Source organism: Streptomyces sp. NPDC006384 (assembly GCF_042870695.1).
Classification (GTDB): domain Bacteria; phylum Actinomycetota; class Actinomycetes; order Streptomycetales; family Streptomycetaceae; genus Streptomyces.
In genome coordinates, this window is the sequence record NZ_JBIAHR010000034.1 from 1 (window position 1) to 11823 (window position 11823).

An 11823-nucleotide genomic window follows, 5' to 3' on the forward strand; every position below is an offset into this window, starting at 1 on the left:
CCCGCGGAGCGGGCCCCTTCGGGCTTCGCCCGAAGCAGCGAACCAGGGCGCTGCGCGCCCGGGTTGTCCCGCTCCGCGGGACAGGGACGGCTCGCTTCGCTCCCCGTCTGCTCCGGGCTTCGCCCGGAGCAACGAGCCGGGGCGCTGCGCGCCCGGCCGTTCTCGCTCCGCGTGAGCGGATGCGGTTCGCTTCGCTCACCGCCAGGCGGCACGCGCTGCGCGCGCCCCGCCAACCGCAGGGCATCCGGCCCGCATTGCGGGCCGGGGCCGGCCTCCGGCCGACCGGCGGCCTCCGCGACAGCTCCGGTGCGGGCAGGCGTGCCACGCTCCGCGCGGCAGCAAGGGGCGGGAGTTGGTGGCATCCCTTGCGTTCCGGTACAGGGAAACAAGGGGGTCGGACTGGGGCGGCCTGCCGGGGAGGTGAGTGGGCATCAATTCGCTTCCCGAGGTGCCCGTAAGACAGCAGTAGCAGGATTCAGTCGCGTTCGATGGTCTCTCAGCGTTCCGGGTGCTTCACTTTGAAGCACGAGATAGACTCTGGAATCGGACAACATCACCACTGAGGGAGCTGGGCCGGTTTCCGATCACGCTTCCGGATATTGGACCGGGACTGTGCCCCGGTTCCGGGTGAGGTTCACCGTAGCCGATCACATGCCTCCTACGTGCAGGTTTCCCGTTGCCTGCCCAGCTAAGAGCCCAGGAGAAGGCAGACGGATATGTCGATGACAAGCCGAACCGATCAGCGTGAGGCGGCTCAGCAGGAAGCCGTTGACGCGGTTGTCCGTGCCCTCGAATTGCCTGCAAGATCGCTTGCACCTGAGAGGGGGCTTCGGACTCAGGTGATCATGGCGACCGGGTCCGGCAAGACCCGGGTCGCGGCCCGCAGCGCAGAGAAGCTCCGTGCGGGCCGCGTGCTGGTGCTCGTCCCGTCACTGGATCTGCTCACCCAGACCGAGGCCGCGTGGCGCGCGGCGGGCCGCACGGGCCCGATGATCGGGGTGTCGTCCCTGCGGGGCGAGGACGTGTCCTTCCCCAACACCACGGACGTGCAGGAACTGGTCGCCTGGGTGCGGCCGTTCGACAAAGTCACCGTGTACGCCACCTACGCCTCCCTCGGGCTGGGCACGCTGGAGCGCGCACACGCCGCCGGTCTTCCGGGCTGGGACCTGATCGTGGTCGATGAGGCGCACCGGACGTCGGGGCGTATCGGTAAGCCGTGGGCGGTCGTCCACGACAACGCCCGCATCCCTGCCCTGCGGCGCCTGTACATGACGGCCACGCCCCGTCTGTGGCAGCTGGACGAGGACGCCGGCCAAAGCGCGCCGGGCGAGCTGGTGGCCTCGATGGAAGATGATCCGGACGGGCCGTTCGGCGCGCGCTGCTTCACGCTGACGCTGTCGGAGGCGATCGACCGGGGAATCTGTGCGCCCTACCAGGTGGTGTGTGTGGACATCACCGACACCCAGCTCCAGGCCGCCCAGCTCCTCGGTGTCGAGGGGCGTTCGGACGAGGTGCGCGGGGCCCGGCTGGCCGCGCTCCAGACGGCGCTGCTCAAGGCGTCGGCCGAGGAGGGTTTCCGCAGGACGCTCGTCTTTCACCACCAGGTCCGCGAGGCTGAGGCGTTCGCGGCCGGCCTTCCCGACGTCGCGAAGCGGCTGCACTCCACTGAGCCGGAGCTGTACCCGCGCACGATCTGGGCCAACTGGCTGTGCGGGGAGCACAAGGCGGGCCACCGGCGGCAGGTCCTGAACGAGTTCGCGTCCGGGATCGCCTCGGACGGCACCGTGGTGGAGAAGGGCTACCTGGGCTCGGTGAAGGTGCTCGGTGAGGGCGTCGACACCAAAAACTGCGACTCCGTGTACTGGGCCGACGTCCGCGGCTCCATGCCCGACCTCGTCCAGGCCGTCGGCCGGGCGCTGCGGATGCAGCCCGGTGAGGGCAAGGTGGCCTCGCTTGTGGTACCCGTCCTGCTCGGACCCGGCGAAACGGCAGACAACATGCTCACCAGCCGCGCGTTCGGCGGGCTCGCGAAGCTGCTGGAAGCGCTGCGGGCGCACGACGCCCGGGTGGTGGAGCAGCTCGCCGAGCAGCAGGCGCCGAGCGCCTACAAACCCGCCTCGAAGGCTGGGCAGGGCCAGGAGAGCCGGGGCGAGGGGAACGGGGACGGCGGGCCGTCGGCGCCCGCGCGGAAGCTGTTGAAGTTCTCCACGCCGCGTGACCCGGCGCAGCTGGCGGCGTTCATCAACCTGCGGGTCCTCAACCCCGAACACGCGCACTGGCGGCGCGGGGTGGAGGCCGCCGTCATCTACCACCGGCTCCACGGCGACTTGAAGGTGCCGTTCACGTTCCGGGTGCCCGGCGGCCAGGACCAGGCGGTGAAGGCCGAGGACGAGGGCGAGGGGTGGCCGGCTGCGCTCGCCGATTTCCCACTCGGGCAGTGGATCGCCGACAACCGGCGATTCTACGCCCGCGACGACATGGACGCCGACCGCGTCGCGCAGCTGGAGAAACTCGGCATGGTGTGGTCGCACTTCGACGTCGCGTGGGAGGAAGGCCTCGCGGCCGCGCGCGGATGGGCCAAGGAGCACGGGCACCTGCTGGCCCCGACCGACGCCACCTACCAGGGCTACCGGGTAGGCATCTGGCTGAAGAACGCCCGCGCCGCCGCCCGGCGCGCTCTGGAGCTCGAGCAGCGCCAGGCCGAAGGGCTGCCGGTGGAGTCCCGGTCCGGCGCGCTGTCGCAGGAGCGGCACAAGCAGCTGGAGGACATCGACCCATCCTGGTGCCCCACCTGGCCCGTGGCATGGCAACGCTGCTTCCACCTCGTCCGGCTCCACCTCAAAGCCGGCCACCCGCTGCCCACCGAGGCGGGCGACGTCGTACACCAAGGCGAAGACCTCGGACGGTGGGTCCGCACGGTCCGGTACGGCTGGGACAAACTCACCACCGTCCAGCAATGGCTGTGCGAACACATCCTCCGGATCGAGCCCCCGACCGAGGACGAGAAACCCAAACCGCACCGCACACAGGCCGACAAATGGACCATGAACTACCAGGCCGCCAAGCAGTACTACCAGCGCGAAGGACACCTCCGCGTACCCAGAAAACACACCGAACGCATCACCGTCAGCAGCGACGGGAAGAGCGGCAGCGGCGAAAACCAAAAGGTACGGGAGCTGAAACTGGGCGCATGGATCAGCAACCAACGCAGCAGAGCCGCAACCCTGCCACCAGAACGGGTGGAGCTGCTGTCCGCGATCGGCATGCGCTGGACATGATGCCGCCGGAGACGTTGTCCGAGATCAGCGAGGGGAGAGGAGGCAGAACTCGTTGCCTTCCGGGTCGGTCAGGATGGTCCAGGAGATGGTGGACTGGTCGATGCCGGGGTCGGTGGCGCCCAGAGCACGCAACCGGGCCTCCTCCGCTGCCGGATCGTCACCGGGGTACGGGCTGACGTCGAGGTGGACACGATTCCATACGCTCTTGGTGTCCGGGGTGCGGAGGAACTCCAGGTAGGGGCCGACATTTTTGGCGGAGCGCATGGTCGCGTGGTCGTCGGTGACCTCGTGCAGTGTCCAGTCCATCGCCTCGCCCCAGAACCGGGCCATTTCTCGTGGATCAGTGCAGTCGACGACCACCGCGGCGATCGGCCCGGTGTCCTGGTAGACCGGGCGGGGCTCCAGGACGCAGAACTCGTTGCCCTCCGGGTCGGCCATGACCGTCCACGGGACGTCGCCCTGGCCCACGTCGGCGAGCGTCGCGCCGAGATCCTTCAGACGCGCGACCAGTTCCGCCTGGTGCTCAGCCGAGGTGGTGGCCAGGTCAAGATGCACCCTGTTCTTCACCGTCTTCGGTTCCGGGCGGGCGATGATGTCGATGCAGACAGCTACAGGATCGGGGTAGGAGAAGCCCACAGGTTCGAGGTTGGTCACACCAGGCCCCTCGCTGTCTGTACCCCAGCCGAGCGCCTCCGCCCAGAATCGGCCGAGCGCTGAGTCGTCCTGGGCCTTCATGTTGATCTGTACAAGCCGTACCGCCATACCACAGATTCTAGAACCCCCAACAACCCCCGTCCCGCCTGCGGCCAACCGCTCCAGGCCGCTTCTGCTTCACCCGATGCGCAGAACAAGGCACGGGGAGGATGCCCGGCCCGTCGCAGGAACTCATCGCAGGGTCGGTGAAGCAGGCGCCGGGGCGCCACGGCACGTACTCGGCCGGTTCGGGCGGGCGCATCGGCGTCGTGCCGAAGGGGGTCGGCCCGCGCCAGGAACAGCCGCGGACCGTCGGTCCACTGTCCTCACGTGCGCGTGCGAACCGGTCTCGTCCGGGCTTCTTCCCGATACACCCGGACGGAGTAGATGACAGAGCACGACCCTTCTCCCACCTGGGCCGTGCACCCGTTGGAGTTGCGTCGTCACTGAGCCCATGAGTCCTTGGAAAGCGTGTCCTGCCGGATCTCACCATCAGGAGGAGACATGGGCACTGTTCAGAGCAGCCAGACGGCCGAGAGGCTGTCCGTCGTGTTCGCGGTCCGTGTGATCGAGGGCGGCGAGCAAGGGTTCCTGGAGATGTACGAGCAGATGCGGAAATCCGTCGCTCGTACCCCCGGGCACATCGTCGAGCGGCTGGGAGAGCCTGTCGACGGCTCCCGCCAGTGGGTGATCACCAGCGAGTGGGAGTCCCCCGAACACTTCTTCGCCTGGCAGCAGAGCGATGACCACCAGGAACTGGTGGCTCCGCTCCGCAATTGGGTCGACTCGACGCAGTCGCTGCGGTTCCGGGTCGTCAAGGAGACCGTGAAGGAGAAGTCATGACGCACACCACCGACGGTCCCGTCGCCGTTCTCGGCCTCGGCACGATGGGTTCCGGCCTCGCCTCACGCCTGCTCGCGCAAGGCATGTCCGTGCGGGTGTGGAACCGTACCTCCGAGCGGGCCGAACCACTCGTCCGGGCCGGTGCCGTAGGTGCCGACCGCCCCAGTGAAGCCGCCGAAGGCACGAGCGCCGTCATCTGCGCCGTCGCCGACGGAGATGCCCTCAGAACCGTGTTGCGCGGCCCGGACGGTGTGCTGTCCAGAGGCACCTACCCCGGCGCACTGATCTGCGCCAGCACTGTCGCTCCCGAGGAAGTCATCCGTCTCGCGGACGACGTGCCCTCCGTCATGGACGTCGGCATGCTCGGCAACCGTGACCATGCTCACAACGGCGAACTGCGGTTGTTCGTCGGCGGCGAGGAGCGGGTCTTCAGCGCCGGCCGGCCCCTGCTGGAGATGCTGGGCAAGGAGGTCGTCCATCTGGGCGCACTCGGCTCCGGCATGCGGATGAAGCTGCTCCTCAATCTCCTCATGGGGATAGAGGTGCAGGCCATGGCCGAGGCCGCCGAACTGGCGGCCGCCTGTGGCCTCGACAAACAGCTCGTCCTCAAGGCGATCGCGGGCAGCGGTTTCGCCTCGCCGGTCATGTCGTTCAAGTCGCGGCGCCTGGCCAGCGGGCGTTTCGACGAGCCGGACTTCCGGCTGCGCCTGATGGCGAAGGACCTCATGCTCGCCACGGAGCAGGCGGCCGCGGCAGGCCTGCGTCTTCCGCTCACCACCGCAGCCGCGCAGACCCACGCCCGTGCCACCGAGCAGGGGCTCGGCGACGAGGACTGTGCCGCGGTGATCCGCGCAGTCACACGGGAATCGGGAATCCACGCATGATCATCGACATCCACGGGCATCTGTCCCCGCCTCAGGCGGCCGGCCGTTTCCCCATGCCTCCGAGCCTGACCGACGTCGACGGCATGCTCGCGGCCCGCGCCGAGGCCGGGATCGACCTCACCATCATCGGCAGTCCGGTGGGCGCCGGCGCGATGGCGCGGGTCCCGGGCGTGGACAACTACAAGCAGCCGCGCGACCGGCTGCGTGGCTTCCACGCCTGGATGTCGGGTCTGATCTCCCAGTTCCCGGACCAGTTGCGCGGGTATGTCTACGCCAACCCGTTCGGTGACGACGATCACCTGGAAGGGGTGCGGGAGACTCTGGAGGACCCCGCGTTCGTCGGTCTGATCACCACGTCCAGCGTGCACGGCGAGCTGCTCGGCTCGCCGCGTGCGGACTCCTTCTTCGCGCTGGCCGCGGAGGCGGGGGTTCCGGTCCTGGTGCACGCGCCGGCCGAACCGGTCGGCACGGAGAAGGTCGACACCATGGGCTTCGTCGAGCAGATCGGCCGGTTCGGCGACGTCACCCTGGGCATGGCCATGATCGCGTTCGCGGGATGGCTGGACAAGTACCCGGACCTGCGGCTGATCGGCGCGACCGGCGGCGGTGCGATGGCGCTGCTGCCGGAACGCCTGCAGACGGCGGCGAGCCCTCGGCACTGGAGCGGCGGAGCACCGCCTTCCGCCGCCCCGGACGCCCGGCCTGCGGCCCCTGCCGCGCCGCCCTCCGTCACGCCGTCGGCCGATCCTGCCGCGGCCCTGCAGCGCATGTACGTCGACACCAGCCCGTCCAGCCCCGCGCATCTGAGCCTCAACGCGGAAGTCCTCGGACCCGAGCGGATGCTGTTCGGCAGCGACTCGCCGCCGTTGTCCGCGCCGCTGGGGGACCTCATCCGCATGATCGAGAAGCTGCCCCTGGACAAGGCGTCCCAGCAGCTCATCCTCGGCGGCAACGCCGAGGCCCTCTTCGACCTCGGGAGCCGCCCGTGACCACCACGCAGGACCCCGTCGCCACAGCCGAGAAGTGCACGGCGGACTTCCGGCGCAACCCGCACCCGGTCTACGCCGCCCTCCGGGACACGGCGCCCGTCTGTCCGATGAAGCCGCCGCACGGCATCGAGACGTACCTGATCACACGGTACGAGGACGCCCGGGCCGCACTCTCCGACCCCCGGCTGGGCAAGGACATGTACGGGGCCATGGACGCCTACCGGAGGATCTTCGGTGACTCGTCGGTCTCGCTGGACGACAACATGCTCAACGCCGACGCGCCCAAACACACCCGGCTGCGCAAACTCGTCAGCGCCGAGTTCACCCCGCGCCGCGTCGAGGCGCTGCAGCCGAAGATCCAGGCGATCGTCGACCAGCTCCTCGACGCGTGCCCCACCCGTGAACCGCTGGACCTGCTGCCCGCGTTCGCGTTCCCGCTGCCGATCACCGTGATCTGCGAACTGCTCGGTGTGCCGCCCGAGGAACGGGCTCACATGCAGCATCTGTCCACCACAGTGGCGCAGACAGGCTTCAGCAAGGAAGCCAAACAGGCTCAGCAGAAGGCGGAAGAGGATCTGCACGCCTACTTCACCGATCTCGTCGCGCGCAAGCGCGCACATCCCGGTGACGACCTGCTCAGCGCGCTCACCGAGGCCCAGGACAAGGACGGTGGTCTCACGGAGAGCGAGTTGATCTCGACGGCGTTCCTGCTGATGTTCGCCGGCCACAAGACGACCGCGTACCTCATCGGCAACGCCGTCTACCACCTTCTGGCCAATCCCGCACAGCTGCGCGCCGTTCGGGAGAACCCGGAACTGGTCGGCCCCGCGGTGGAAGAAGTGGTGCGTTACGACGGGTCGGTGGAGAGCGCTACGTTCCGGTTCGCGACCGAGGACGTGGAGATCGGCGGTACGCGGATCCCCAAGGGTGCACTGGTGCAGATCTCGCTCCTCTCGGCCAATCGCGACCCTCGGAAGTTCGACGCCCCGGACGAATTCGACGTGAGCCGGCCGGGAAGCGCGCACCTGGGCTTCGGCCACGGCGTCCACTACTGCCTGGGCGCACCACTGGCACGGTTGGAGATGCAACTGGCTCTCACCAGTCTGTTCGGCCGGTTCCCCGGGATCGCTCTGGCCGCTCCCGAAGCCGGGCCGAAGTGGCTGGAAGTCCCCTTCCCGGCTTTCCGGGGCCTGGCGGAACTGCCCGTCGTGCTCGATCCGCAGAAGTGACCGGCAGCCCGGCCACCGTTCGACTCAGCACCATCACCGCCTCGTGCCAAGGGCCGGCTCCCCACTGAGGGAGCCGGCCCCGGCCGTTCCACCTCTGGGGCGGCCGGCCCCGGTCGATCGTTGCGCCGTTCTCGGTCTCTCAGTGGTCAGCACGTCGAGCTGAGCCGCGAGAAATACCGAGGCCGTCCTCGCCCCGGGCCTCAGCCGTCCTCGCTGCGGCTGTCGTCCGGCCGGACCTGGATGTGGTCCTCCTCCAGCTCCAGCAGCACCCGGTCCCGCATGTCCAGGGCCGCCGTGTACTCGGACGGCAGCTGCAGCCGGCCGGCCCGGTCGAGCATCGCGTACTCACGGGCCACCATGGATTCCTGGCCCGCCGCGTCGACCTCGGTGCGGCGCAGCACCTCCGTGGACGTGCGGCCGTCGCGGATCGCCACCGTGCGGCGGACCTCGTCGGCGACCGCCTGGTCGTGCGTGACGACCACGATCGTCGTGCCCAGTTCCTCGTTGGCCCGGCGGAACGCCGCGAAGACCTGCTGCCCGGTCGCCGAGTCCAGCTCGCCCGTCGGCTCGTCGGCGAGCAGGACGGCCGGGTCGTTGGCCAGGGCGACGGCGATCGCCACCCGCTGCTGCTGGCCGCCCGACATCTGCTGCGGCCTCCGGTCCCGGCAGTCGGCGACCCCGAGCAGTGACAGCAGCTCCTCCGCGCGTCCTGCCCGTTGACGGCGCGGACGCCCGGCCAGCTGCATCGGCAGGACGACGTTCTGTGCCGCCGTCATGTACGGCAGCAGGTTGCGGGCCGTCTGCTGCCACACGAAGCCGACCACCTCGCGGCGGTAGCGCAGGCGCGCCTTCGCGTCCATCGCGAGCAGGTCGCGGCCCGCGACCCGCGCCGTCCCGGCGGTCGGCACGTCCAGGCCCGCCAGGATGTTCATCAGTGTCGACTTGCCGCTGCCGGACGCCCCGACCAGTGCCATCAACTCGCCTTCGCGCACCAGCAGATCGAGTCCCTGCAGAGCCTGCACCTCCACGGCGTCCCCGCCGCCGCGCTGGCTGAAGATCCGCACCAGCCGGTCGCAGGCGATCAGGGCGTCGTGTCCGTAGGCGGGCCGGTCGCGGTGGTGTGCCGCCCGCTGTTCCAGCTCCGCGAGCGACCGTGCCGTAGCGCTCATCGCAAGTCTCCTGCCCTGAGGTGGGTGATCGGTGTGCGGCGCCCCGCCCACCAGGCCTGTGCCACGGCCACCGCTCCCGCCAGCAGCAGCGTGCCCGCCGCGGGCAGGGCCAGCGACCACAGGTCGGCCCGCAGCACGGCACCGCCCGGCACCGTGACCCCGTACGCGTCGGCGAGGGCGAGGCGGTCCAGGTCGATGCCGGGTGCGAGCAGCCGGACCGCCGCCCAGCCCACGGCCATGCCCCCGCCGGCCGCGAGCAGGGCCAGGGGCAGCGCCTCCAGGGCCAGCAGCCGCCGTCCCTGGCGGGTCGTCATGCCCAGGGTGCGCAGCCGGGCCAGCAGGGCCGCCCTCTCCGGTGCGGTCCGTGCCATGCCGAGCACCAGGGACAGCAGGGCGTAGCCGGTGCTCGCGGCGACGGCCCACAGGTAGATCCGTTCGGCGCCGGACTGCAGCGGCGAGTCGGACAGCGCCGCGCGTTCCTCGCTGCGCAGGGTGACCGACAGTTGGGTCCCCGTGCCGCGCACCGCCTCCCGCAGCGCGGCCCCGTCGAGGCCGGGGCCGGTCGCCAGCAGGGACGTGGCGCCGTCGGAGCGGGGCAGGCCGGCCGCGTCGACCAGCAGGAAGTCGCCGTCCGGGACCGCCGGTGTGCGCGGCCGCACGGCGGTGATCCGTACGGTGACGGGTCCGCCGTCCGCCCCGATCCGGCGCGGTGCGCGCCCGAGCCGTTCGGCGACTCCGGGGGAGGCGACGGCGCCGAGTGTCCCGTCCCCGGTCGCCAGCCGGTCGGCGGTGAAGCCGCCGAGGCCCGTGTGCCGGGCCAGTGCCGCGTAGGCGTCCGGTTCGACGGCGATCACCGTCAGCGTCCGTTTGTCCTCCGACACGTGCTCCGAGGCGTACGAGACGCCCACGGTCACCACGTCCCGTACGCCCGGCACGTCCCGTACCGCCCGTTCCAGTCCCGCCGGGAGCGCCGTGTCGCCGGCCGTGTCCACCCGTGCGTCCGCGCCCGTCCGCAGCAGCGCGGCCCGGTCCCGGGCGTCGGCCGTCCCGCTCAGCACCGACCCGCCGAACGCGGCCGTCGTCAGGGCCGTCAGCAGGGCGAGCAGCGGCAGCGCGGCGACCGCCGCCGGTGAGCGGCCCGCCCGGGCCAGCGCCAGGAACCCCACCGCCCCGCGCAGCCGCCCGGCCGGGCCGGCGGCCCACCGCAGGGGCAGCGGATACAGCCGGACGAGGACCAGCGCGGCGACCAGTCCGAGGAGCACCGGGGCGGCGCTCACCAGCAGATCGGCCGTTCCCCCGGTGCCCCGGCGGCGCAGAGCCGCCACCGAGCCCGCGGCCAGCACCAGCAGGGTCAGTTCGGCGACCGTCCGGCGGCCGCCGGGCCTGGCGTGCGTGAGGTCGCCGCGCTCCGGGTGTGTGCGCGGCCTGCGGTGGGCCGCCACCGCGCGCACCGGCAGCGCGGCGCAGGCGAACAGGGCCACGGCGCCCGCCCCGAGCACGGACGGCAGCAGCCGGGCCTCGTCCACGGCGAGCAGCGCCAGCAGCAGTCCGCAGGCGGCGGCCGGGAGTGCCGGTACCGCGCTCTCGGCCAGCAACCGCCCGCCGATCCCGGTCAGGGAACCGCCCCGGGCCCGCAGCAGGGCCAGCTCGGTGTCCCGGCGGGCGGCGGCCAGACCACCGCTCATCACCAGGACGATCACGGCGACCGCGGCGATCCCGACGGCCCCGACGGCGACCACGGGCGTGATCGCGTCCCGGGTCCGCGCATATCCGCCCACGACCTCCTCCAGGCCGGTGGACAGCTGCGCCGTCGGACCGGCGGCCCCCCGCATGCGCACCAGTCCCGGCCCGTCCTCCAGGGACGCAACCCGGTCGGCCAGCGCCTCGGTGTCCGCCGCCGTCAGGTTCTGCGTCGCGGGCGCGAACCGCCAGTACCGCTCCGGCTCGGTCTGCCCGCCGAGCAGTGCCGGGGCTGCCTCCGGTGCCAGCAGGAGGCCCGCCTCCCAGTAGAACTGCGGCGGACGGCCGCCGTCGCTCGCCAGGGCCGGTGTACGCAGGATCGGCTCCGCCGACCAGTAGGCGCGTTCCGGTTGCCGGGGCTGGAGCACACCGGTGATCCGGACGGTCAGCGGCCGGTCCGGGAATCCGGCCAGGGTGAGTGTGGAGCCGGTGCGCAGCCGCAGCGTCCGGGCCGTCTCGGCGGTCACGGCGCCTTCCACCGTCCTGGTGTCCACGCTCACCGGTCCGTCGGCGGCGGGCAGCCGCCCCTCGCGCACCGTGGCGTGCCCGGCCGCCCCGGACTGCGCGAGCAGGGTGAACCGGGGCGGCAGCCCGTCCGGCCGGGGCAGCCACGGGTCCAGGGCCTGCAGGCTCTTCCCGGTCCTCACCCCGTGCGCCGACTGGGCCCGGTCCACCCGCAGCGGTTCGGGCAGCAGCGCCTGTGCCCGGGCGTCCACCGCGGCGAGCGCCTCCGGCCGGACCTCGTCCTCCCGGGCCTGCTCCGGCTGTTCCAGGCCGGGCTGTGCCGTCTTCAGCTCCAGTACGGTCGACTCGGGGGCGGCAAAGGCCACGGCCTCACGCAGCCCGTGCGTCTCGTACGCCTCCACGGCCCGGGGCAGCACCGCCGCGAGGAAGGCCGTGACCAGCACCAGCACCCCGAAGGCGGCGGTGGCCCAGGGCGCGGTCCGCAGCCGGGTCCGCACCCAGGAGGCACCCGCGTCGCGCGTGTCCGACCGCAT

Annotated in this window: 8 protein-coding genes; 5 read left to right on the top strand and 3 right to left on the bottom strand. The window is 71.4% G+C overall.

Features of this window, described 5'->3' with window-relative positions; translation table 11 throughout:
* The first annotated feature begins 716 nt into the window (after window positions 1-716).
* Window positions 717-3278, top strand: coding sequence for a Helicase associated domain protein (locus tag ACFYOJ_RS32945; RefSeq protein WP_356557418.1), 2562 nt, complete (start codon window positions 717-719; stop codon window positions 3276-3278).
* A gap of 24 nt (window positions 3279-3302) precedes the next feature.
* Here ACFYOJ_RS32945 and ACFYOJ_RS32950 read toward each other — a convergent pair whose 3' ends face one another.
* On the bottom strand, window positions 3303-4040 hold the full coding sequence (locus ACFYOJ_RS32950; RefSeq protein WP_356557417.1) for a VOC family protein: 738 nt from the start codon (window positions 4038-4040) through the stop codon (window positions 3303-3305).
* Between the two features lie 435 nt (window positions 4041-4475).
* On the opposite strand from ACFYOJ_RS32950, the gene ACFYOJ_RS32955 reads away from it, so the two are divergent.
* From ACFYOJ_RS32955 to ACFYOJ_RS32970, 4 genes are read left to right on the top strand one after another with little or no spacing between them, the layout of a single operon-like run.
* Entirely contained in the window at window positions 4476-4814 is a 339-nt protein-coding gene (locus ACFYOJ_RS32955) for an antibiotic biosynthesis monooxygenase family protein (RefSeq protein WP_356557416.1), read from the top strand.
* Window positions 4811-5698, top strand: a complete 888-nt coding sequence (locus ACFYOJ_RS32960) for an NAD(P)-dependent oxidoreductase (RefSeq protein ID WP_356557415.1) — start codon at window positions 4811-4813, stop codon at window positions 5696-5698. The genes ACFYOJ_RS32955 and ACFYOJ_RS32960 overlap by 4 nt, the downstream gene beginning before the upstream one ends.
* Window positions 5695-6687 carry an amidohydrolase family protein gene (locus ACFYOJ_RS32965; RefSeq protein ID WP_356557414.1) on the top strand — a complete coding sequence of 331 codons (993 nt, stop codon included), beginning with the start codon at window positions 5695-5697 and terminating at the stop codon, window positions 6685-6687. Before ACFYOJ_RS32960 ends, ACFYOJ_RS32965 begins: the two co-directional genes overlap by 4 nt.
* Window positions 6684-7916, top strand: coding sequence for a cytochrome P450 (locus ACFYOJ_RS32970; RefSeq protein WP_356557413.1), 1233 nt, complete (start codon window positions 6684-6686; stop codon window positions 7914-7916). Before ACFYOJ_RS32965 ends, ACFYOJ_RS32970 begins: the two co-directional genes overlap by 4 nt.
* A gap of 200 nt (window positions 7917-8116) precedes the next feature.
* Here ACFYOJ_RS32970 and ACFYOJ_RS32975 read toward each other — a convergent pair whose 3' ends face one another.
* Window positions 8117-9085, bottom strand: coding sequence for an ABC transporter ATP-binding protein (locus ACFYOJ_RS32975; protein WP_356557412.1), 969 nt, complete (start codon window positions 9083-9085; stop codon window positions 8117-8119).
* Complete coding sequence (locus tag ACFYOJ_RS32980) at window positions 9082-11823, bottom strand: ABC transporter permease (protein ID WP_356557411.1); 2742 nt, start codon at window positions 11821-11823, stop codon at window positions 9082-9084. The genes ACFYOJ_RS32975 and ACFYOJ_RS32980 overlap by 4 nt, the downstream gene beginning before the upstream one ends.

What these genes read in the sequence shown, in the direction of transcription:
- ACFYOJ_RS32945 (WP_356557418.1), top strand. Translation starts at nt 717, where the DNA reads ATGTCGATGACAAGCCGAACCGATCAGCGTGAGGCGGCTCAGCAGGAA.
- ACFYOJ_RS32960 (WP_356557415.1), top strand. Translation starts at nt 4,811, where the DNA reads ATGACGCACACCACCGACGGTCCCGTCGCCGTTCTCGGCCTCGGCACG.
- ACFYOJ_RS32975 (WP_356557412.1), bottom strand. Translation starts at nt 9,085, where the DNA reads ATGAGCGCTACGGCACGGTCGCTCGCGGAGCTGGAACAGCGGGCGGCA.
- ACFYOJ_RS32965 (WP_356557414.1), top strand. Translation starts at nt 5,695, where the DNA reads ATGATCATCGACATCCACGGGCATCTGTCCCCGCCTCAGGCGGCCGGC.
- ACFYOJ_RS32980 (WP_356557411.1), bottom strand. Translation starts at nt 11,823, where the DNA reads ATGCGGTCGGACACGCGCGACGCGGGTGCCTCCTGGGTGCGGACCCGG.
- ACFYOJ_RS32950 (WP_356557417.1), bottom strand. Translation starts at nt 4,040, where the DNA reads ATGGCGGTACGGCTTGTACAGATCAACATGAAGGCCCAGGACGACTCA.
- ACFYOJ_RS32955 (WP_356557416.1), top strand. Translation starts at nt 4,476, where the DNA reads ATGGGCACTGTTCAGAGCAGCCAGACGGCCGAGAGGCTGTCCGTCGTG.